This is a genomic window from Marinobacter sp. BW6 (assembly GCF_008107725.1).
Lineage (GTDB): Bacteria > Pseudomonadota > Gammaproteobacteria > Pseudomonadales > Oleiphilaceae > Marinobacter.
Map to the genome: position 1 here is coordinate 963,364 of NZ_VIRN01000064.1, position 22,095 is coordinate 985,458.

The 22,095-nt window shown below is 56.7% G+C and carries 21 protein-coding genes; 7 read left to right on the forward strand and 14 right to left on the reverse strand.

What is annotated here, in order from left to right:
• Nucleotides 1–13 precede the first annotated feature (13 nt).
• The gene (locus FMN52_RS12980; protein WP_240339511.1) at nucleotides 14–1,672 is read right to left on the reverse strand and encodes a nitrite reductase; all 1,659 of its coding nucleotides are present in this window, start codon (nucleotides 1,670–1,672) and stop codon (nucleotides 14–16) included.
• A gap of 308 nt (nucleotides 1,673–1,980) precedes the next feature.
• On the opposite strand from FMN52_RS12980, the gene FMN52_RS12985 reads away from it, so the two are divergent.
• The 5 genes from FMN52_RS12985 to FMN52_RS13010 are packed head-to-tail and all read left to right on the forward strand — an operon-like array spanning nucleotide 1,981 to nucleotide 5,452.
• Nucleotides 1,981–2,319, forward strand: coding sequence for a cytochrome c (locus FMN52_RS12985; protein WP_240339475.1), 339 nt, complete (start codon nucleotides 1,981–1,983; stop codon nucleotides 2,317–2,319).
• A 45-nt stretch (nucleotides 2,320–2,364) separates the two neighbouring features.
• Nucleotides 2,365–3,579 (forward strand): cytochrome D1 domain-containing protein, encoded by a 1,215-nt coding sequence (locus tag FMN52_RS12990; protein WP_240339512.1) that lies wholly within the window; start codon nucleotides 2,365–2,367, stop codon nucleotides 3,577–3,579.
• 1 nt (nucleotide 3,580) lies between these two features.
• On the forward strand, nucleotides 3,581–4,327 hold the full coding sequence (locus FMN52_RS19750; RefSeq protein WP_153245340.1) for a hypothetical protein: 747 nt from the start codon (nucleotides 3,581–3,583) through the stop codon (nucleotides 4,325–4,327).
• On the forward strand, nucleotides 4,324–5,112 hold the full coding sequence (locus FMN52_RS13005) for a CbbQ/NirQ/NorQ/GpvN family protein (RefSeq protein ID WP_148609014.1): 789 nt from the start codon (nucleotides 4,324–4,326) through the stop codon (nucleotides 5,110–5,112). The genes FMN52_RS19750 and FMN52_RS13005 overlap by 4 nt, the downstream gene beginning before the upstream one ends.
• On the forward strand, nucleotides 5,078–5,452 hold the full coding sequence (locus FMN52_RS13010; protein WP_148609015.1) for a hypothetical protein: 375 nt from the start codon (nucleotides 5,078–5,080) through the stop codon (nucleotides 5,450–5,452). The genes FMN52_RS13005 and FMN52_RS13010 overlap by 35 nt, the downstream gene beginning before the upstream one ends.
• A gap of 34 nt (nucleotides 5,453–5,486) precedes the next feature.
• On the opposite strand, the gene FMN52_RS13015 is transcribed toward FMN52_RS13010, so the two are convergent.
• Genes FMN52_RS13015 through FMN52_RS13040 form a run of 6 tightly spaced genes read right to left on the reverse strand, consistent with a single transcriptional unit; the run spans nucleotide 5,487 to nucleotide 11,037 of the window.
• Entirely contained in the window at nucleotides 5,487–5,726 is a 240-nt protein-coding gene (locus FMN52_RS13015) for a cytochrome C oxidase subunit IV family protein (protein ID WP_148609016.1), read from the reverse strand.
• 11 nt (nucleotides 5,727–5,737) lie between these two features.
• The gene (locus FMN52_RS13020) at nucleotides 5,738–6,310 is read right to left on the reverse strand and encodes a cytochrome c oxidase subunit 3 (RefSeq protein WP_148609017.1); all 573 of its coding nucleotides are present in this window, start codon (nucleotides 6,308–6,310) and stop codon (nucleotides 5,738–5,740) included.
• 5 nt (nucleotides 6,311–6,315) lie between these two features.
• Nucleotides 6,316–8,139, reverse strand: coding sequence for a VWA domain-containing protein (locus tag FMN52_RS13025; RefSeq protein WP_148609018.1), 1,824 nt, complete (start codon nucleotides 8,137–8,139; stop codon nucleotides 6,316–6,318).
• Between the two features lie 15 nt (nucleotides 8,140–8,154).
• Nucleotides 8,155–9,105 (reverse strand): 4Fe-4S binding protein, encoded by a 951-nt coding sequence (locus FMN52_RS13030; protein ID WP_148609019.1) that lies wholly within the window; start codon nucleotides 9,103–9,105, stop codon nucleotides 8,155–8,157.
• 56 nt (nucleotides 9,106–9,161) lie between these two features.
• Nucleotides 9,162–10,577: a cbb3-type cytochrome c oxidase subunit I gene (locus FMN52_RS13035; protein WP_148609020.1), complete on the reverse strand. Its 1,416-nt coding sequence runs from the start codon at nucleotides 10,575–10,577 to the stop codon at nucleotides 9,162–9,164.
• A 10-nt stretch (nucleotides 10,578–10,587) separates the two neighbouring features.
• Nucleotides 10,588–11,037 carry a cytochrome c gene (locus tag FMN52_RS13040; protein ID WP_148609021.1) on the reverse strand — a complete coding sequence of 150 codons (450 nt, stop codon included), beginning with the start codon at nucleotides 11,035–11,037 and terminating at the stop codon, nucleotides 10,588–10,590.
• A 194-nt stretch (nucleotides 11,038–11,231) separates the two neighbouring features.
• Between FMN52_RS13040 and FMN52_RS13045 the strand changes: the two genes are divergently transcribed.
• A complete protein-coding gene (locus tag FMN52_RS13045) occupies nucleotides 11,232–12,149 on the forward strand; it encodes an AEC family transporter (RefSeq protein WP_148609022.1) in 918 nt (305 codons plus the stop codon).
• Here the strand turns inward: FMN52_RS13045 and FMN52_RS13050 are convergent.
• Nucleotides 12,146–12,799 (reverse strand): cation transporter, encoded by a 654-nt coding sequence (locus FMN52_RS13050; protein WP_148609023.1) that lies wholly within the window; start codon nucleotides 12,797–12,799, stop codon nucleotides 12,146–12,148. The two genes, FMN52_RS13045 and FMN52_RS13050, sit on opposite strands and share 4 nt — an antisense overlap.
• Nucleotides 12,800–13,061: 262 nt before the next feature.
• Here FMN52_RS13050 and feaR point away from each other — a divergent pair, with 262 nt between their 5' ends.
• Nucleotides 13,062–13,976: a transcriptional regulator FeaR gene (gene feaR, locus FMN52_RS13055; protein ID WP_148609024.1), complete on the forward strand. Its 915-nt coding sequence runs from the start codon at nucleotides 13,062–13,064 to the stop codon at nucleotides 13,974–13,976.
• Nucleotides 13,977–14,040: 64 nt separating this feature from the next.
• Here the strand turns inward: feaR and FMN52_RS13060 are convergent, their stop codons facing one another.
• The 6 genes from FMN52_RS13060 to FMN52_RS13085 all read right to left on the reverse strand — a co-directional run bounded on the left by FMN52_RS13060 (nucleotide 14,041) and on the right by FMN52_RS13085 (nucleotide 21,936).
• Nucleotides 14,041–15,450, reverse strand: coding sequence for an aldehyde dehydrogenase family protein (locus tag FMN52_RS13060; protein WP_148609025.1), 1,410 nt, complete (start codon nucleotides 15,448–15,450; stop codon nucleotides 14,041–14,043).
• A 107-nt stretch (nucleotides 15,451–15,557) separates the two neighbouring features.
• A complete protein-coding gene (locus tag FMN52_RS13065; RefSeq protein WP_148609026.1) occupies nucleotides 15,558–16,898 on the reverse strand; it encodes a hypothetical protein in 1,341 nt (446 codons plus the stop codon).
• Nucleotides 16,899–16,971: 73 nt separating this feature from the next.
• Nucleotides 16,972–19,248 carry a stalk domain-containing protein gene (locus FMN52_RS13070; RefSeq protein ID WP_148609027.1) on the reverse strand — a complete coding sequence of 759 codons (2,277 nt, stop codon included), beginning with the start codon at nucleotides 19,246–19,248 and terminating at the stop codon, nucleotides 16,972–16,974.
• 225 nt (nucleotides 19,249–19,473) lie between these two features.
• Complete coding sequence (gene cadR, locus FMN52_RS13075) at nucleotides 19,474–19,932, reverse strand: Cd(II)/Pb(II)-responsive transcriptional regulator (RefSeq protein WP_148609028.1); 459 nt, start codon at nucleotides 19,930–19,932, stop codon at nucleotides 19,474–19,476.
• Nucleotides 19,929–21,284, reverse strand: a complete 1,356-nt coding sequence (locus FMN52_RS13080) for a sensor histidine kinase (RefSeq protein WP_148609029.1) — start codon at nucleotides 21,282–21,284, stop codon at nucleotides 19,929–19,931. The genes cadR and FMN52_RS13080 overlap by 4 nt, the downstream gene beginning before the upstream one ends.
• Nucleotides 21,271–21,936 carry a response regulator transcription factor gene (locus FMN52_RS13085; RefSeq protein ID WP_148609030.1) on the reverse strand — a complete coding sequence of 222 codons (666 nt, stop codon included), beginning with the start codon at nucleotides 21,934–21,936 and terminating at the stop codon, nucleotides 21,271–21,273. Before FMN52_RS13085 ends, FMN52_RS13080 begins: the two co-directional genes overlap by 14 nt.
• Nucleotides 21,937–22,095: the final 159 nt, after the last annotated feature.

Genomic DNA, 22,095 nt, shown 5'->3' on the forward strand with positions numbered 1-22,095 from the left:
GGGCCGGAACGGCTCAGTACACGTCGTGCTGGGTGTTGTAGACGTTGAACTTGCCGGTGGGCGTTACCAGCCGCTCATCCTTGATCACCGACTTCAGCTCACGGGTCTTGTCATCAACGACCACCAGAGCCGATTTCTTGTCCTGAGCGTTCCAGACCGAGAACCAGACTTCGTCGCCCTCCACGTTGTACTCCGGCTGCACGACACGTTTGGGCCCCTCGCCCAGGTCTGCCCATTCGGCGATCGGGAGCACGTCATAGCCGGCATCCAGGTTATTGATGTCGAACACCGCAATGCTCTGGCTAACAGTCTCAGCCGGGTTCAGGGCGGTATCGACCCAAAGGTTGGTGGATTTCGGGTGGGTCTTGATGAACAGCGATCCGCCACCCTGGCCATTCAGCGTTCTGACCACTTTCCAGGCCTTATCCGGATGACCTTCGGGGTCGGTGCCGATCAACTGGATGGTCGGATCGCCCAGGTGGCTGGTCGCCCAGACCGGTCCATGCTCAGGATCCATAAAGTTGGCGCCGCGGCCGGGGTGGGGAATCTTGCCCACGTCCACCAGGGCTTCAAGGTCGCGGTCCTGCGAGTCCACTACGGCGATCTTGTCGGACTGGTTGGCGGCGGTCATGAAGTAGCGCATGCTGCTGTCCCATCCGCCGTCATGCAGGAATCGCGCTGCATCAATATTGGTGATGGAGAGGTTGTCCAGATCCTCGTAGTTCACCAGCATGATCTTGCCGGTTTCCTTCACGTTGACGATGAATTCCGGATGCTTGTGAGAGGCCACGATGGCGGCGACTCGTGGTTCAGGATGGTATTCCTGGGTGTCCACAGTCATCCCTCGAGTGCCGACGATCTTCTTCGGCTCCAGGGTTTCGCCGTCCATGATCACAAACTGGGGTGGCCAGTAAGTGCCAGCGATGGCGAACTTGTCCTCATAGCCTTTGTATTTTGAGGTTTCGACCGACCGCGCCTCCATGCCGACTTTGATCTTGGCCACCGTATCCGGCTCCTCCATCCACAGGTCGACCATATTCACCAGTGCATCGCGACCGATAACAAACAGGTAGCGGCCAGAGGCGGACATGCGTGATATGTGGACCGCGTAACCCGTGTTGATGATGTGTGCGATTTCATGAGTATCGCCATCAATCAGGGCAATCTGGCCCGCATCGCGCAGGGTCACACTGAACAGGTTCTTCAGGTTCAGGTCGTTCATTTGCTTTTTGGGACGGTCTTCAGGCGGAACAACCACGTCCCAGGTCGCTTTCATTTCTTCCAGACCGTATTCCGGAGGCTGGGGTGGCTCGTGCATGACGTATTTGGCCATCAGCTCCACTTCTTGCTCGGTCAGGTCGCCAGAGGTCAGCCAGTTCGGCATGCCCGCTGGTGAGCCATAGCTGATAAAGGCCTTGAGGTAATCGATGCCTCTTTCCTGGGTGATGTCAGTGGTCAGTGGCTTGCCCGTTGCGCCTTTGCGCAGAACGCCATGACACCCTGCACAACGCTCGAAATAGATCTGCTTTGCTTTTTCGAACTCGGCATCGGTCAGGTCCGGGGCGCCTGGCGTGCGAACCACTTTCGCGGATTCAGGGTCGACCGCGCTGGCGGTGCCCTCATAAGCAGTTGTCGAAGGATCGGGATCCTTGGGCGTGGCCTGGACAGTCATCACTCCGAAGGAGGCAACGGCGACGGCCAGAGCCAATGGTTTGAACAGCAGGTTTGTTACTCTCATCAGGTTCTCTCCTTGGATTTAAGAGTCCCCGTAGGTTTCGCTTCTTTGCTCTCATGGTCATTGATTAATATCAGATATATGTTATGTCGTTGCGCTATACCAAATTATAGGTAAGCCAAAATAGTCCTGGATCTGAAGTTCTCTATTAACCAATATCAAGGATGAGTTTTATTGCTGTCTTCACGATGTGGCCAAGACTTGGGAGGATGTGGCGTGTGAATGGCTTTTGGTGGGAAGCGCAGATGCGAATGCTGATTTCGGCACTCCTGTTTTTCGGGTTAAGCATGATGTCCGTCACCGTTTTGGGCGACGACAACCCAGACCGGAATGAGAGCCGTGCCCGTCTTGCAAATCTTGTGGTCCAGGATTGTGGCTCTTGTCATGGGCTGACCCTGAGAGGCGGTCTGGGACCATCCTTGCGGCCAGAGAATCTCGACCACCTTCCGGTCGAGGCCATTGCCGCCATTATCCGGGAAGGTGTGCCGGGTACAGCGATGCCACCCTGGAAGCCTCTGTTATCTCCGGAAGAGATCTACTGGATCAGCAAGCGATTGAAATCCGGTGCACTGGTGTCGCCCTGAAGGGCCAACCTGGAGGAATGATCAAGTATGAGTCCAACATTTAAGCTGCCCGAAAAACCGATCCTGGCGCTGTTCCTGATCGTCAGCCTGAGCCTGGCCGGGTGTCAGGCGTTCCAGGGATCGGCGGGGGCAGAGTCTCATCCTGAGCTCATGGGGACGGGTGATCTGGGCCTGATCATTGAGCGTGCTTCTGGCTCAGTATTGGTCATTAATACTTCCCGCCACCAGGTTCTTGGGCGAGTCGAAGGGTTGGGAGATCTGTCCCATGCGTCGGTTGTTTACTCCAGAAACGCACGGTATGGCTATGTATTCGGGCGCGATGGCGGGCTTACGAAAGTGGATCTGTTGAGCCGGTCCATTGCCGATCGAGTTATCCAGTCGGGTAACAGTATTGGCGGCGCGATTTCTCAGGATGGCCGCTACGTTGCGGTATCCAATTACGAGCCCGGTGGTGTGAAGGTGTTTGACAGCCAGACCCTGGAGCTGGTGGCAGAGGTCTCCGCCAGCTATACCGGCGAAGACGGAGAGCCTGGTCGATCAAAAACGGTGGGGCTGGTGGATGCACCAGGCAACCTGTTCGTGTTCAGCCTGTTCGAGGCGGGAGAAATATGGACCCTCGACATGAGCGGTGAGTCGCCTGAAATCAACCGCTTCAAGGCCGGCAATGCGCCCTATGACGCCCTGATCACTCCGGATGGCCGTTACTACATTGCTGGTCTGTTTGGTGAGGACGGATTGTCGATGCTGGATCTGTGGAATCCGGGGCAGGGGGCGACAGAAATCCTTCCGGGTTATGGCAAGGGTGAGCAAAAGTTGCCGGTTTACAAGATGCCTCATCTGGAAGGCTGGGCTATCGCCGATGGGCGGGCTTTTGTTCCGGCCGTTGGTCACCATCAGGTACTGGTGGCGGATACCAATGACTGGTCCCTGAGCGATCGTATTCCCGTGCAGGGGCAGCCGGTATTTGTGATGGCCAGTCCGGACAATCGCCAGATCTGGGTGAGCTTTGCCCACCCGAACAACGATGTGGTGCAGGTGATCGACTCACAGACTCGTGAAATTATCCGTACTCTGGAGCCCGGTGACGCAGTTCTGCACATGGAATTCACGCCCCGCGGCGAAGAGGTTTGGGTATCTGCCAGGGACAGTAATCGGGTGACCGTATACAACACTCGCTCGCTGGAGCCCGTTGCAACGCTGAGTGCCGAAAAACCCAGTGGCATCTTTTTTACCAGTCGGGCCCATGCCCTGGGCCTCTAAAATGTGGCGGATATTACCTGGCGTGGTGCTGGCTGGCCTTTTGTCTACCGTGCATGCGAGCGACGGGGGCGAACGGATTGTGATCGGGGTTGAGTCCGCGACCAGCGTTACCGATGTGGCTCGCTACCGGCTGACGGAGTATCTGCTTGATCAGGGCTGCCGGGCCGACCTCAGGTTTAACACCGAAGTCGGAGACTTTGCCCTGGCGTTCTTGTCGGGTATTCCGGCCGGGCGAGCGCCGATTCTGGAGGCGGTTAACCGGAATGGACAGCTTCCGGTTCCGGTCTGGGTTACGCGAAGAATGGCCGGTGTGAGGCATATTCGGGACCTGCAGGGTCGTGATCTTGCGACGGTTGCCGGCAGAGATCTGTTGGGTGCCAGCTTGCCGCTGGCGGAACTGAAAAAACAAGGCTTCATCCCTGCGGCGGAGCAGTTGTACGAAGCGGGAGACTACAGCTCTGCTCTGGGCTTGCTGCTTCACAACAACACCCACGCGTCGGTTTCAGAGTTGGGGTTTGTGAGGCCGTTTCTGGACGGGAACAACCTGGTGGTGAGCTGGCAGGGCAAACCGGTAGCCGCAGCAGCCTGGTACCGTCAGGCTGCCTGGAGCCAGGCGGCGTTGGCCTGTGAGCAGGCATTGCTAAGGTTACAGCGGGAAGATGATTCGCAGATATTCGTCATCTTCCCTGAATGGGTGTTTGGCTTTGCCTTGCCCGAAAGACAGTATTCAGAGGATTCAATGCAATGACGTTTTACCAATCGGTTGGTAACGAAATAGAGCTGTTTCAGGCGGCGGCAACCAACGGCTTGCCCGTGCTCATCAAAGGGCCTACAGGCTGCGGCAAAACCCGTTTCGTCCGGTTCATGGCCGAGAAGCTCGGACGGCCAGTGTATACCGTTGCCTGCCATGATGATCTGACCGCCGCCGACCTGGTGGGCCGCCACCTGATCGGACCGGAGGGTACGTACTGGCAGGATGGACCTTTGACTCGAGCGGTGCGTGAGGGTGGCATCTGCTACCTTGATGAGGTTGTGGAAGCCCGCAAGGACACAACGGTGGTTCTGCACCCGCTGGCTGATGATCGTCGTGAATTACCGATAGAGCGCACGGGCGAGGTGCTGAAGGCTGCTCCCGGATTTATGCTCGTGGTTTCCTACAATCCGGGGTATCAGAGCCTGCTTAAGGGCATGAAGCCCAGTACCCGGCAACGATTTGTCTCGATGAGTTTCGATTACCCGGAAGCCGCTGCCGAACAGACCATCGTGATGGAGGAGTCAGGTTGCGATCGGGAGCTGGCGGAGCAACTCGTGAATCTGGCCCGTTCGGTCCGGAACCTGAAAGACCATGATCTGGAAGAAGCGGCATCAACGCGGTTGCTGATTCACACAGCTCACCTGGTGCGGGCTGGCGTGCCGGTCAGTGAAGCCTGCCGAGCCGGGATGATCGAGCCGTTATCGGATGACGAAGCAACTGTCAGTGCACTCATGGAGGTGGTCTATGCAGTATTCGGGAGGTCAGACGAAGGCCAGTAGTGGCGCCGTTGTTCCTGTTGTCTGGTATCTGTTGAATCTGCTGGCTCTGCCGGCTATCGGATTCGCAGTGCTGGCATGGCTGTACCTGAGTTCCGAACAGGTGCCGGCCTTGCGACGGGCCCATACCCGCGCGTCGTTTTATATGTCGATGATCGGCGCAGCGCTGATTTTCTCCGGCGTGGGGGTGTTCTGGCTGCTGTTTGGTAATACCGGCAACTTCTGGACTGGCGCCATTGTCTGGGCGATTGTTCTGCACACATCGTTTGTGTTGTGGGGGATGGTTTCGTTGGCTCAGGCGGTTAGTGAAAAACCGCCCTATTTCCCGCGGCAATTTCTATAGCCGATAGGCTCGACTCCGGCTGCTGAAGTCGTGGTCAACCTGTCCAGTGAGAGACGGCTAATGCTGACACAATGATGGGCGCCCATGCCTGGGCGGCGAGGCGCCAACCGGCGGGTGCCTTTCGCATTTCCATGAAATGATCCACCAGCAGAAGCGCCTTTACGATGACCAGTGCGAAAACCAGCCATAACAGAACGGAAGCATCAGCACCTGTCTGCATGGCAATTACTGGTGCCATGGTGCAAACCATAAGGGCGATATAAACCGCAAACATCTGCTTTCTCCTTACGCCAGAACGTAAAGCATCGGGAACAAAACCAGCCACACCAGATCCACCATGTGCCAGTAGGATGCGCCGGATTCCATACCGTTCATGTCGTCGCCGTTGTACTCGCCTCTGCTGACCTTCATGGCCAGAACCACCAGGATGATCTGGCCCAGGACAACGTGCATAAAGTGGAAGAAGGTGAGGAAGAAATAGAACATGAAGAAGGTGTCGGTGCCCAGGTTGTAACCGTTGCTGTATAGGTCTGCGTACTCCCAGAGCTTGCCGAAGGAGTAAGTGGAGGACGCGGCGATGGCACCCCAAAGCAGCGGGGTAACGCCAGGCTGGCGATGGCGCAGGCGGTGAACGGCGACGGCGACCAGGTAGCTGGCGGTGATCAGACCGATGGTGTTGATCAGACCGGTCCAGGGGTGCAGCACTTGCCGGCCGGCGCTGAAGGTGTCCGGATCCAGGCTGCGGGCGACGCCGAAACCGATGAACAGGATGCCGAATACCGCGAGTTCCGCAAATATGAAGAACCAGACGGCGAGGTCGCCGGGCAGGTGTCTATGTGTCGGGGCGGATGTTTTCATCGGTCTCAACGAGTCAGGTTCATGTACAGTTTGGGCAGTTGGAGCGGCAGCTGTGTCGGGTCTTTGATGACCACAAAATGATTGCTGCCAAAGACATAAGGCAGGTATTCATTGGCGTCGTCGTCAATGGTGACACAGAAGGGGGTCAGGCCGGCTTTGTGGGCTTCCTGAACGGCCATTCGGGTGTCTTCCACTCCATAGCGGCCCTCATACAGGTCCAGGTCGTTGGGTTTGCCGTCGGTGAGCAGGAGCAGGATTTTCTGGTGTTCGTGGCGGCCCTGCAGCATGCGGGTAGCCTGGCGTATGGCAGCGCCCATGCGGGTGTAGTAGCCCGGTTCGAGCGCCTGGATGCGGCCCCGACTGATATCATTGTAGGGTTCGTCAAAGGACTTGATGTGGTGGAAGCGTACGTGGTCCCGACGGCGTGAAGAAAAGGCAAAAAGCGCAAAAGGGTCCCGGCTGGCCTGGAGAGCCTCGCTGAGCAACTGGAGGCCGTCCCGGGCAATGTCGATGACCCTCTGGCTGTTATTGATGAAGGTATCTGTAGACATGGATATGTCAGCCAGAATCAGACATGCCAGGTCCCGCTGGTTCTGTTTGCAGCGGCGAAACAGTTTCTGGTCGATAACGCCGGCGCCACGTCTGTGCTGGACTTCCCGTTCCATGCAGGCGTCCAGATCCAGCTCCTCGCCCTCGGTCTGGCGGCGCTCCCATTGTCGGAGTGGTTTCAGGGCACTGAACTGGCGGCGCAGTCTCATGGCGGATCTGGACAGGTGGTCCGGGAGTCGCGTGGGCACAGACTCCTTGCTTAGCATTGGCTGCAGGCAACAGAATTTTTCCCGGTAGCTCTGGCTACGCCAGTCCCATTCCGGCAGATGGATGCCGGGCCCAAGGTGCAGGTCGTCGTTTTCTTCCGAAGGCAGATCAAGGTCGAACTTGATTGCTGAGGAGGCTTCGCGCCGGTCCTTGGAGACAGAAATCATGTCCATGTCATCGGCCACGGCGTCGGCATCGTCTTCCTGGGTATCGTCGCCGGCCCGGTCTACAGGAATAAACTCGCTCCAGGAGAACAGGTTTTCCAGTCGGAACAGCATCAGGCCCTGATCTTTATCAAATGCATCCACCCGTTCAGCACGCCGGCGCTTCCGCTTTTTGGCCAGTCCGCCCGGTGTCGAGTTCAGATTGTCATCACCGATGATTTGCCCGGTAACCTTGCCCTGGGCCAGGGTGGGGTAAAGCCAGATGACAACTGGCCAGGGATCGGACTCAGCCCTTGGCAGATATTCGACGCTGCCCGGATCAATCAGTGCCTGTCGGATTGCCTTCTCTCGACGGCTTTCGGATGCTGGCAAAGTGGTGTGGTCTGGTCGCCATTGCAGGGTATGGCGCACCAGACGCTGGTAAACCGGCTCCAACCCCGGCCATTTGGCCAGGAGGGTCTGAACCATGGTCTGGTTGCCAGTCAGCCAGTCGGAATCCGTCAGTTCGCCAAGGGAGGCCAGTGCCGCCAGCCAAAGATAAAGATCCCGGTTTGTTCGCTTTGAGGGGAACAGTGCGAGCCGTTCTGGCAACCTCAGGCTTTGTTCATCGCGCCAGGCCAGTTCAAATTTCTTGTGGGTGCCGGCCAGCTTCTGAAGGAAGCGCCGCCGGGTATGAAAATGTCGGGGTTCTGCGGTAACCAGGCTGAGTGCCGGGTCGCCACCGAGCGCCCGGAACAGAACGCCCAGAGTTCGCGCTTCATCTTTCAGATAAACTGCATGCTCCGGGAACTCCCCCATGGCCTGTCGGGTAATGTATTCGTGCCATTTGAAGCCTACCCACTCTTCCATTTCAGCTCCTCAGGTTCAGGCCTTTTGTTGACGTGATGATGGATCAAGCTGGCGAACCGGAATGAGAACGGTCTGTTTGCCAGGCTCTCCGGGTTCCCAGCTGAGCAGGGACCCTTCCGGATTGTTCTTCTGCACCTCGCGGCAGGCGCTGACACACTGCAGGCATTGGGTACAGGTGAATTTTGCGCGCTTGTGACTGCGGGTCGGTAAACGCATGGGGCAGGCTTCATCGCAGGCTCTGGTGCAGTCACGGCACGCAGCGGCCCGTTCGGTATCAAAGGTGACAACCCTGCCTTTACCGTTGGTCATCCAGGCAATGCTCTGCACCACTCCGAACGCGCAACCGTATTTGCAGAACAGGTGCCGGGCAAAGAGGAAGTCCAGGGTGAACAGTGAGGTGGCGACAGCCAGGAAAATGGCGGGGTAAAGTGCCAGGTTGCCGGTGACCAGATCGAGGTATAGCGGTATGGGTGGCAACAGGTAAGACAGCATGGCCAGGGCCCAGGAGAAGCCGATCAGCCCGCAGACCAGCACCAGGCCGGCCCAGTGAAGTGCCTTGCCCCGTTTGCCTCTGCGTAGCGCCTCATAGAGAGTTGGGCGGCCCGTGATCCGGGTCATCAAATGGTTGATGGTTTCCACCACTGAAAAGTGTGGGCACAACCAGCCACAGTAAATGCGCCCCCATTTCCAGGCAATCCAGAGCACCAACGGTACCAGCAGGGTGATGGGGAGTATGAACCAGACAAGGATCTGCCCGGCCACTTCTGCCGGCGAACTCTGGCTAACCCAGGCAAGTTCGAGATTGAATGACAGGGGAAACCCGAGAAGTACGAAGTGGGTTTCCGTAAGATCGTACCGAAAAATGTTTAGTACCGGCGCAAGCAGAAACAGCCCGAAGAAAGCGGTGCGTGTCAGCAACCGTTTCTTTTGGAGGGTGTCCTTGTTCGGGAGAGTCTGCTCATGCACGGTGAGTGTCCGTTGAAGTAGGGCAGACCGGAGCGTTCAGCTCCGGCCTGCGGTTTTCAGGCTTCCTGCGTAGCAGGACCACGGACTTCTTCTGCCGGGGATGCCTGCCCCTTGATGAAGAAACTGCCGAAGTACACCACCAGGCCTGCCATAAAGAAGCAGCCGGCGACCAGACGCATCCAGTAGAACAATGCGATATTGTCCTGGGTGGCCATGAACGACAGTGCTTCACCGCTTTCCGGAAGTCGCTGCAGCCAGACCTGCAATACGCCAGCGCCTGTCAGGAACAGCGTGATGAATACCATGGAGATGGTCATCAGCCAGAACCCCCACATCTCGACAATCTGCGCGGTATTGCTGTTGCCGTAGGGCCGGCCCCGCATGATAGGAACGGCGTAGGAGATGATGGTGAGTACGATCATTACATAGGCACCGTAGAAGGCCATATGGCCGTGGGCCGCAGTAATCTGGCTGCCATGGGTGTAGTAGTTTACCGGCGCAAGGGTATGCAGGAAGCCCCATACACCGGCCCCCAGGAAGGCCATAACCGCAGTACCCATAGCCCACAGCATGGCGGCCTTGTTGGGATGATTGCGCCGACGCCGGTTAATCATGTTGAAGGCGAAGATCACCATCATGAAGAACGGCAGGGGCTCAAGGGCAGAGAACACAGACCCCAGCCATAGCCAGTATTCGGGTGGGCCGATCCAGAAAAAGTGGTGTCCGGTGCCAATGATGCCGGTAATCAGCGCCATGGCGATGATGACGTACAGCCACTTCTCGATGACTTCCCGGTCAACACCGGTGAGCTTGATCAGGACATAGGCCAGGATCGCGCCCATGATGAGTTCCCAGACGCCTTCAACCCACAGATGCACCACGAACCACCAGAAGTACTTGTCCTGAGTAAGGTTGCCCGGGTTGTAGAAAGAAAACATCCACAGCACGGCCAGGCCAATGAGACCGGTAATCAACACAATGTTGACCACCGTTTTACGACCTTTCAGGGCAGTCATCATGATGTTGTAGAGAAATCCGACGACAACCAGCGCTATGCCTATTTTGGTGATCGTGGGTTGTTCAAGAAATTCACGCCCCATTGTTGGTAGCAGCTTGTTCATAGTGACATCCGCCAGGGTGGCGTAATCCACAAACAGGTAGCCAAGAATGGTAAGGGTGCCAGCGACGGCGAATACCCAGAACAGGATCCAGGCAAGCAGCGGGCTATGCAGCTCGGTCTGTGCCTCTTCCGGAACCAGGTAATAGGTTGCCCCCATAAAGCCGAAGAGCAACCAGACGATCAGCAGGTTGGTGTGAACCATCCTGGCAACGTTGAAGGGAATTTCCGGAAACAGGAAATCACCCACCACATACTGGAGACCAAGGATCAAGCCGAACAGAATCTGGCCGGCGAACAGAGCCAGGGCAAAGATGAAGTAGGGCATTGCTACCCTTTGGGATTCGTATTTCATGTTTGTTCCCTCAGCCTTCGATGTTGGGTGGCCAGTCGTTATCGTCAATCTTCGAAGTCCACTCCAGGAAGGCAGCGAGATCCTCGATTTCCTGATCGGTCAGATTGAATTGGGGCATCTGCCGGCGACCGGGCACATTGGTGGGCATCGCGTTCATCCAGGCGTTCATATACGCCTTGAAGACTTCGCTGTTTCCCGCGCCACGGCGGTCGAATACGTTGGCAAGTTCCGGAGCAAAATATGCGCCTTCGCCCATCAGGGAGTGACAACCCACACAGTTGTTGTTCTCCCAGACATGTTTGCCGCGCACCACCTGGTCAGTGAGTTGGTCGCGGTTATCCCGTTCGGGCATTGCCCGAATCTGGGTGTCAAAAGTCAGCGCCAGAAACAACAGGACGAAGAAAGCACTTCCTCCCAGGTATATGTTCCTGGCCATGCTTTTGGTAAAGCGCTCGGCCATGGGTCTCTCTCCTTGGTCTTTGTGGAATACCTGACTGCGCTACTAGGATATAAAGATGCATCCTAAATGCTGTTGATGATTATCAAGCATGCCCGGATATTTCACCATTGCGCCGGGGAGTTACCTCTGGAGGGGTAGGTGGTAAACTGCGCGCCCGGCATGTCCGGATTCGTTTTCTTGCCCACGGAGTGCCAATGGCCGCCGCATTTGCGCTTTTTTTCAAGCTTATTCCGCTCTATGTAACGGTCGCCCTGGGCTGGGTTGCCGGCCGCTACCTTGAGGCGAGCGGCCGCCACATTGCCGGCATCATGCTCTATATCGTGACACCGTCCGTGGTGTTTTCCGGGGTTATGGCAGCGCCGCTTTCTCCGGAAGTCATCCTGCTGCCATTTCTGGTATTCGGAATCTCGTCCGTTCTGGGGATCGTGCAGTTAAGGTTGGCAAATAGGGTGCTTACCGACGGCAGTGCCAACATCATTCCTCTGTGTGTGGGCTCCGGGAATACCGGGTACTTCGGTGTGCCGGTGGCATTGTTGCTGTTCGGGGAAGAAGGGCTCGGGCTCTACATTGTATGCATGCTGGGCACCACGCTGTTCGAGAACTCCGTGGGCTTCTATCTGGCGGCGAGGGGGCGCTACAGCATCAAGGATGCGCTCTGGCGGGTGCTGAAGCTCCCGTCTGTCTATGCCTTCCTGGCGGCCGTTGCCCTGAATCTGGCGGGTGTTAGGATTCCGGATATCTTCGTGCCACTGTTTGATAACCTGCGCGGTGCCTACAGCATTCTGGGCATGATGATCATCGGCATGAGCATCACCAGCTTTCGCGGCCTGGCGGGCAATGTCCGATTCACGGCCCTGGCGTTCTTCGGGAAGTTCGTGATCTGGCCACTGGTGGCCATCGTGTTCTGGTGGCTGGATTCAACCGTGCTGGGGATCTATGAGCCGGCCGTTCACAAGGCCATGTTCCTGATTTCGATCACGCCGATTGCCGCGAACACCGTGGTTATTGCCACCCTGCTGGATACCTCGCCAAGGCAGGCAGCGGGTACGGTGTTGCTGACCACGCTGTTTGCCCTGGCGTTTATACCGGTGATGATTTCCCTGGCGTTTTAACGATTGTTTGAGATTGCCGCTGTCGGTTCCACTGCGCAGGCTCTGGCCTCGGCCATGTCGCTGCGGGCGTGGCGCATAACGCTGATGCCGGCGGTGATCGCCAGCGTGCCCATAATTGCGGCGACAATCAGGTCCGGCCAGGCTGTTCCGGTGCCAAATACACCGAGAGCGGCCACCATAACGGCTATGTTGCTGATGGCATCGTTCCGGCTGCATAGCCAGACCGAGCGCATATCGGAATCCCCTTCACGGAATTTAAACAGCAGGGCGGCAACGCTCACGTTCGCAACAAGGGCCAGCAGGCCGACCGCTCCCATGGTCAGCGGCTCCGGTGTAATACCTGCCTGAACCACCCAGACCGCACGGGCCCAGACCACCAGGCCAAACAGCGTCATGGTGATCCCCTTGACCATGGCAGCGCGTCCCCGCCAGAGCATACCCATGGAAAGTACAGTCAGGGACAGAATGTAGTTGGCGCTGTCACCAAAGAAATCGATGGCGTCCGCCATTAGAGAGACCGAGCCGGATGACAGGCTGGCGATGCCTTCCACGACAAACATGGCCAGGTTTACCCACAAGGCAATCCACAGCGCTTTGCGAAAGCCCGGGGCCGGGGATTTGGGTTCGGGGGCGGAACAACTGCACGCCATAAAGACCTCCTTAGTTCAGATGGTCTTATTGAAAACCCTGTAGTAACTACAGGGTCAAGTCTCTTCGATAATATTTCATGTAGGCAGCGCTCCTGAAACGGCTAAAAAGGCGATTCAAAATTCAGGCAGGAGGTTGGCAAGTGGGTATCGAGTTGTTTCGTCAGTGCTCTCAGTATCGCCATATAAGAACGCTTGACATATACAAAGGAACTGGCCAACCTCCTTACAAACAATCACAAAAGCCGATCTCGGTGGGCCAGTTATGCTTGGAAACACCTTCTCAACGGCAGGGTTCGACCGCTGGATCAGTGATGTAAACCAGATCTGCGGGCCTTTTTCGGCAGAACCTCTCGAACAGGAATTCTCCGGAAACATAAGCAAAATGGGCTCCAGCGCACTGGATATGTCCCACGTTACCATCCGTGGCGCGCAGCTTGTTCGTGGCCGAAGCGAAATCCGTCGTTGTGTCACTCCAGAATTCTTCTGTGTGTTCCAGCTTCGCGGAAAGTCGCGGGTTGAGCAGGCAGGAAATGGGTCCATTCTCCAGGCAGGGGACATTGTTCTGGTCGATTCCGCTCTTCCCTTCAGTTTTACCTATGACAATGAATCCGAGCAGATTTCCCTGATTCTGCCCCGCACAATCGTTGAAAGAACCCTGAATCTGTCTGGCATTGAGCTTGGTGTACGCATTCCCTCCGATAGCCACATTGCCCGAGTCGCCAACCTGTTGATTAGCGGAGCAGCTGATTACGATAGCCTCGACGAGGAAGAAGGTGCGGCGATCATTGACTCACTGATCATGCTGATCAAACCCTCCGTGATTCGAAGCGTAGGGCAGCACAGCCCCAGTGAGCGCGTATTTCTACAAGCTGCCTCATTTATCCGGGAAAACATCGGCGAGTCTGAATTGAGCGCGCGGATGGTGGCAAATACCACCGGAACCTCGGTTCGCGGCCTCTACCGGGCGTTTTCGGCCCGCTCGCTGACCGTGTCGGGGTACATCAAAGCCCAGCGGCTGGAGATGTGCGCCGATTACCTGAAGAGGTCCAACGGTAAGGTGAACCTGACCGAAGTCGGATACCGTTTCGGCTTTGCCAGTCCCAGTGCTTTTTCGACGTCTTTCAGGCAACACTTTGGGGTGACACCTTCGAGTTTTTGCCAGGACCGTACTTCCTGAAAAAAGGGGAGCTGTCAGGCCGTTGAATCTGGCAGCTCCCGGAAGGGTCAGTGTTGCCGCCGCTTTATTTCTTGATGCTGATAACTCTGGGCTGCGTGACCGCTTTCAGCCCTTCCAGGCCAAACTCTACCCCATAGCCGGACGCTTTATTGCCACCAAAAGGCACCATGGGATGAATTGCCCCGTGCTGATTGATCCAGACGGTTCCAGCTTCCAGCCTCATGGCAACCAGCTCAGCTTCTTCCGGGTTGTTGGCCCAGACCGAGGCGCCAAGGGCTGCCGACAGGGCGTTGGCGGAAGCGACTGCTTCGTCCAGGTTTTTGTAACGGACGATAGGCAGAGCCGGGCCGAACTGCTCCTCATCCACCAGTCTCTGCCCATCCTGGATGTTGCCCACTAGGGTCACAGGCAGGAAGTAGCCGGTTTCAGGCACATCGCCGAACTCCATGACATCGCAGCCTTTGGACCGGGCATCGCCGACCAGCTCTTTCACCTTGTTGTACTGCATCTCGTTCTGGAGCGGGCCAATCAGGTTGTTCTCGTTCATGCCGTCGCCAATGGGCATCTGGCGGGCAAGATCACTGAGGGCGGCAATCACCGAGTCGTAGTCATTTTCGTGGACATACAAGCGCTTGATGCACGCGCAGGTCTGCCCCATGTTCAGGAATGCGCCCCAGAAAAGACCTTCTGCAATGGCGGTGGCGTCAGTACCGGGAACCACGATGGCGGGGTCATTGCCGCCCAGCTCCAGAGTTATAGGGGCGAGGTTTCTTGACGAGGCTTCGATGATTCGCCGGCCTGTCGCCTCGCTGCCCGTGAACATGATCTTGTCGATGTCAGGATGGCTGGTCAGCGCGGCGCCGATACGACCGTCTCCGGAAATGGTGTTCAGAACACCCGGGGGCAGTACCTGATTGATAAGCCGAACCATTTCCAGGGTTGCAATCGGGGTGTATTCGGACGGTTTGAGAACCACCGTGTTGCCCATGCGGATGGCAGGAATGATTTGCCAGATGGCAATCATCAGGGGCCAGTTCCAGGGGGCAATAGCTGCTACCACGCCCAGTGGCACCCGGTGCAGGACATCCTTGCGTTCTTCGTCCTCGTGGACGGTTTCCGGAGGCAGTGCCAGTGCTGCTGGCACCTGTGTCCAGCCCACGCACGCCTGCATCTCGAAACGGGAGCCCGGGCCAGACAGAGGTTTGCCCTGTTCCCGGGTGATCAGTTCGGCCAGGTATTCCGAGTTATCCTGCAGTACCTGAGCTACGCGGGCGACTGTTTCCTGTCGCTCTTGATCACTGACTCTGGCCCAGTCCTTCTGTGCGCTGCGGGCGGCAATGACGGCGTCGCTTACGTCCTGCTCGCTGCTGATGGCCGCAAGCCCCAGGGAATCCCCGGTTGCGGGATTGAAAATTTCCTGGTGATCGGTTGCGTCAACCGGTTTGCCATTCGCCAAATTGTTATAGGTTTGCACGGCAATGCTCTCCTGCAGGTGTTCGTCAAAGTTAAGTTGGAAATCCGTTGTAGCTGCCCACGATTTTGTAAGTGGGCAGCTTCGCCTTTTGGGGCTGTTGGGACTGATCAGAACGGAACAATGGCAATGATTTGAGCGTAAGCGTTGGTGTCGTCACTGCCTATTTGGCTGCCACCCTCGGCGGCGCTGCTGTCTGGCATATAGAAGCCGACCAGAGGGCTGATGATCAGATGTGGCGCTGCCACCCACTCGGCGTAGATGTCCACTTCCTGAGCGTTCAGGTTCCCTGTACCGGCTGCGGTGTCAGTGAAGTCAAAGAAGAGTGCGCCGATACTGAGTGTTTCCGAAGGGGCTGCCTTCAGGCTCACGTGGTGAACCGAAGCGTCGGAGTTGAAGGGGCCAGCGTAGTTGGCGGCGACTTCACCCTGAAACCAGGTGCCGTAACCCCGGTTGAAGCCGAAGAACAGTGGGTCGAAACCCTCATCGAAGCTCGAATATCGGTAGTTAACGCTGGGTGACCAGCGAGTCTCGCTGAAGGTCCAACCGGCTTCGGCGTACCACGCCTTGGCATTCTCATCAGAGCCTTCTCCGGCTTCCTGATTGACAAATTCGGCGGACAAGAACAGGTTTTCGACACCCGCATTGCCTTGGTAGCGGAGACTCGTGGTTTGTTGCCCGTCTCTTGAGCCATACCCCAGAATAGGAGCGAAGGTGTCATCAACGTCCAGCCCTTCGATATAAGCCAGACCAAAAGTACCTTGAGGGGTCACATACTCGGTATTTAAGCCTGCCAGCTCCATTTCCGCCTGGGCTTTGTTATCAGAGGCCAGCCAGAACAGGTCTGCGCGCAGGCCGTCCGAGCCTCCGATTCGGGCAATGGCGGTCTGGTCAAATGCCTTGCGGGCTGCAAGCCAGTAGGCGCCGCCCCGGTCAAAGTCCAGTCCACCGCCATTCAAAGCGTCGCCAAAGTTCAGAGCATCACTATTGATCAGGAAACCGTCGCCAATAGTGAACTGCTGACGCCCAACGGAAAGATCCAGGCCGTCCTCTCCGAGCGCAGGAATCAGAGTGCCGGAGCGCCAACCGAGGTAGGCATCTTCCAGATCGGTTTCCCGTTCGTTACCGGACGTAATGCCTCCGGCATCGCCATCGCCCCAGGTGCCGGAGGAGACCAGATTAACCGCACCGTAAACCTGGCTGCCGGAGCCAACACTCTGGCTGCCAGAGAGCCCATACTTGATGTAACCCTCTTGCCACTGCGAATCACCGGCTTGCGTTTTGGCGCCAAGGTTGTATGTCTCCTGACTGGAGAAGACCCCCAGAGCCGCCTCGATATCAACGTTCAGTGTAGTGCCGCTCTGGTCGTAAAAGTTATAGGCCGAAGCCGGTCCCGATAATCCGGCCACGGCCAGACAGATAATGCTTTTCATGAAATGCTGGTTTTTCATCTCTTCTGATTCCCGTATCTCTGTTTTTTTGTGATCAGGCTTCCCTGCCTGGATGGTTCCCGTTTTCAGCGAATCAGTTCTCCGGCTTCTGTTGCTCGGGTAGATTCAGGGTGGGGGTCTGATCAAAGAAGTTCCATGGTTTAAGCATCGAGTGGACGTACTCCGTCGGCATTATGGGCCACTCCTCCGCTCGGGCTACGTGAGTGGCGCCGGTGGTCATCCAGAGCACGGTATCGACGTTTTCGATGGACTCGTTATCCGCGACAAAGGTTTTCAGGCCCGTATCGGTTTTGGCCCGATTCGGGTATTTGCCTTCCGGGAAGCGCTCCTCAGGTTTGTACTGAGTGACCCAGATCTGCTTGTCCATGAAGCTGACACGCTTGAACAGCCATTCGTCTTCGCTGAACAACGCGCCTTTGGCGATGGGGTGGGTGCCTCCGGCAAACGGGATGATCTGGTAGCCAACCGGGTAACCCATACGGTTTTCTTTGTTGGGGTTGGTCATCAGGCGCACGGTTGAGGGGTCGAACTTCTGAACAGACTCCTGTTCCGTTGGCACGACCCGCTCGTTGGTGATCATGACACTCTTGCGCGGGCCACCCGCTGTGTTTTCCGCGACCACGGGATCAATTTCCTTGAGGCTGTTTTGCTCGCCGTCAACATCCAGGTCCAGCCGGAAGTTGTAGATGTGCTGGTGGGTGGTCCCCACGATGTTGTGATCAATCAGGGTGCCGTAGCGGGTATCTTCTTCTGCCGTTTCGTCATGAATGGTTCGGGACTTCACAGCTTTGACGGCTTCAATGCCCGAAGCTCCGACGGTCAGCCTGATATTGCCATTGGCCATGAAAACCCAGTCGAACATGTAGTCGTAGTTACCAATCGTGCTCACCCAACGCACAACTAGTTCCCTTCGTTCGCGACTTTCATTCCCGGGACTGCTGCCAAGCATTTCAGTGTGCTTGAACTCAGGCCCGGCGTAGCGCTCAAAGACGCCGATGGCGTTTGGAATGGTAAAGGGCGCGCCGCCGTTATCGACCAATGTCGCCGGCAATAATGTCGCGTTGTTGGGGGTATCAACGCCGCCTTCCAGGGGCGAAGTCAGGTTCCCCATGCCGTAATCGCCGGAGTCGAGGTAGGACTTGAAGTACCAGCCTACGTCAGGATCGCCGTAGGGTACGATCATCCCACCCAGCGACCCCTCGTACATGACTTTCCGTTTTTCACCCTGGTCGTCGTAGGTCAGTGTGGAAATGACAGGGCCAACGCGAGAATTCAGCTTGAGATGGAAATTCCAGTTCTGCCACTGAATGGTATGGCCAGACATCGAGATGTTGGAGCCTTCCGGCTGCACCACCATCAGCGGTTTCACATCCGCAATGTTTTCCTGATCACGTCCATCGTATGGGCGGGGAGCCATCGGTACCGGGATGACGCCGTCGTCCTCAATCTTGAGAATACTCTTTTTTTCCAGGTCCACGACCGCCACGAGGTTTTCGATAGGGTGGGCCCAGTAGTTACCGTCACCGATGTCCAGGTAAGACACCACTTTCAAGAGTTTCAAATCGTGCTCTAGGCCGTCGTCGCCCCCGAAATACCCGACGGTCAGTGGTGTTGCGACCACATTCTCCACATTGTCGATACCGCGCTTTTTCAGGGCTTCTTTATAGGCATCACTGTTTGAGACGATCTCCTGAACTGCCAGGAAGTCATCGAAGGTCACCATGCCATGGGCGTCTTCGATGTGCTCCCAGCCAACAACGGACTCAGAGTCGAGATCGACTGTGCCTTCATAGACCTTCCGGCCATCAACGACCGTAAAAATGGCCTGACGTGAAAAGTCGTGGCCTTCACCAAAGGACCATTCCCAGACTTTTTCTTTGCTGGGGTCGGCGAGTCGTATTTGCGTGAACCGGATAGTGTCCTTCCAGTGTTTAGAGGACTTCACTGCATTCGCAGCTTTGGCGATTTCTTCCGACGATAATGGGTCCAGTGGATGGGTTTTATTACCAATGCTGATGTTTTGGGAAACCTGACCTGAGAACAGGTCGTGGGCAAAGCTCCGCTCTACGAGGACTTCGCCATCGTGCAGTTTTGCAGGGGCTGACAGCTCAATCTCATCACCATTGAAATACGCCCTTGTCTCCCCCAGAGGCACCCGGATTTTCGTGTCTCCGGACACCACCAGCAGTTCGCTTTGGTCTTCACTGAGTTGATAGCTGGCACCAGAGGAATTCAGTGCTTTTGCGATCGGCATATAATCTGCCGAACCGCCGTGAGCCAGAGCCGCTGGACTGGCAACGAACAACGACGAGGCCAGGGCGACCGAGAGTGCGAGTTTATTTTTGTACATAATGACTCCTGACAATGTTTGCTTTGTGCATGAGAATCAGTTCAGCCGAGCTAGTTAATGCCAACCCGGCTGTTCCAGGGGCGGGCGAACCTAACCGTGCATCTGTAAGACATAGAAATATCATTTCAATGGCGAAGAGGCTTTTGAATGACTGCCAGAGTCTTTTCGAATCGTGCCGGTTGAAATGAGGTAGGGTTTATTCGTCAGACGAGGATGAGGAAGGTTTCAGTGGTTGCCCGGGCCATGAGTGCCGGGAACGTGGTTGTGGCGGTCATCGGGCTCCGGTGTCTGAAGCTCCGAGCTCAACCCGCCCAGAATGCCACACTCCCGCACAGTGCGGCCATCAGAGCAGGCTTCCTGGAGCTGCTCCAGAGTTTCTTCAAGACTTGCCAACTCCTTGAGCCGTTCGCGTACGTGATTCAGATGGCGCGCTAGCAGCGCGTCTACTTCGCTGCAATCCGCTTCCGGTTGCTCGGCCAGGCGGATCAGTTCTCGGATCTCGTCCTGAGCCATGTCGAGATTGCGGCAGCGTTTGATGAAAAGAAGGCGGTGCAGATGGGCATTACGGTAAGACCGGTAGCCACTGCTGTCCCTGTCCGGTTCCGGTAGCAAACCGATCTTTTCGTAGTAGCGGATGGTTTCAACGGGAATGGCCGTTGTCTTTGCAAGTTCACCGATCTTCACTGCCGGATACCCCTGGTCGTACCTGGAAAATGGACCGTTGCCTTGAATCCTCCGGTCGAGCCGGAGCTAAAATTCAGGGTACCACCATAGCGTTCTATAATCTCCCGCACGATGGCCAGCCCCAAGCCGTGCCCGGGAGTCTGTTCGTCGAGGCGCAGGCCGCGGGTGCCGAGAGTGGCGAGCGCATCAGGGGGAATTCCGGGGCCATCATCCTCAATGGTGATGGTCAATCCTTGCCTATCCTCTTGCAGGCCAAGTTCAACGAATCTGGCGGACCACTTGCCGGCGTTGTCCAGAAGGTTGCCCAACACCTCGTTCAGGTCGTGCTCTTCGATGGGCCAGCGCCGTTCTTCGGTCAGTACGGTCGACATTTCAAACGACTTTGCCGGATACAGCCGGCCTAGCATCCAGAGAAGATCCCGGGCCTGCTTCAAAGGGTAGGCGCTTTTGCCAACCTGCGGACCGGCGAACCGGCTGCGTCGCATTTCTGCTTCAAGCTGTCTGTCGATATCGTCGAGCCTGCCGGCCATTTGCTGCCTGAGGTCGTTGGGGAGGGGGCGGTCAGTATCTTCCAGAATCTGGCGAACGGCAGCGATGGGTGTTTTAACGCTGTGGGAGAGATTTGCCAGCGCATCCCGGGAGCGCTCCAGCCGCTGGTCCAGGGAGTCGAGCAACTGGTTGAGTTGCAGTACAAGAGGTTGGAACTCCTCGGGGGCCTTGACATCAATTCGCGATATCTCGCCATCCTGCAGCCGCTTTAATGCAGCCTTGAGGCTTACCACGGGGCGCATGGACAGGTTGATGCCCAGCCAGAGTACGCCAACCAGAAGCAGGATCAGCAGCAGGGAAACAACGGCTGTCCAGGCGTGAAGCTCAGCCTGGCTGCGGCTCAAGGCACCAAGGTCCTCGGAAACGATCACTACGATGGGTTTGCCGTCCACATGAAAAGACTTTCGGTAGGCAAGGATATCCGAGGGCGCCTCCGCAATATCGGCGCCACTGACGCGCAGCGTATCTTCCTCCCCGGACTCCACCAGTGGCATCAACAGCGGTGCCCAACTATCGGGGGAGATGATGGTTCGGGTGTCGGAATGGATAGCGAACGCGTGGTGAAAAACTTCCTGGAAATAATCACCGGTCTGTAGGGTGTCCAGCCGGCCACTGGAATCGCGAATCTGGTGTTCGAGAAAAGCGACTTCGTCTTTGAGCCGGGTCTCTACGAATTGGCGGGACATCCGGTCAAGAAGCAGCCCGTGCACCAGCCATGCGAGGGCCATCAGGAGAATGCCAGCCGGCAGTAGCAGTGCCAGTAGGGTTCCCTTGACCGATACCGGTTTTTTAAACCAGATCATTAAACAGGTACCCCTGGCCACGTCGTGTCGAGATGGTGTCTGTGCCTACAAGCTTCCGGAGTCTGCGAATGTAGGCCTCAATGACGTTTTCGCTGGGGTTGTCGTTCAGGCTGTAAAGCTGCTCCATAAGCTGTTCTTTCGAGAACACATGCCCAGGCCGGCTCATCAGGCAACGCAACAACCGGAATTCGGTTCCGGTGAGGCTGTGTTCCGTGCCATCGGCCAGTTTCAGGCTTTGGCGATTCTCGTCCAGTTCGAAATTGCCGGCTTTCACAAGAGAGCGCACGCGTCCCTCGCTCCGGCGAATGATGGCGTTCAGCCTCGCAATCAGTTCTTCGGTCTGGAATGGTTTGGCCAGGTAATCATCGGCCCCGGCCTTCAGACCGTTCACTTTATCCTGCCAGTCACCGCGGGCGGTCAGAATCAGCACCGGAAAGCTGATGCCACGCGTTCGCCATTTTCGAAGCACGTCCAGGCCATTTGCGTCCGGCAGTCCGAGATCCAGAACCACGGCGCGATATTCTTCCTGATCGGCCAGCGCCGACGCCTCTTTGGCGGTGAAGGTGGTATCCACGCTGAACCCGGCCTTTTCCAGTTGGTTGGTTAGCCCGTCCGCAAGCAGTCGGTCATCTTCGACGAGCAGTAAACGCATGTGTGTCCCCTTCCTACAGGTATTGCAGAGCGTCTCAGTATCGGTGTTTTAACTGAACCCAGCCTGAACACTAAATAATTCGTCATTTTCAGAAAGGATTCAGGTTGATGGGTGATGGTATCCATCGTTTCTGGATATTGCTCAATTTTTGAAGCAAGC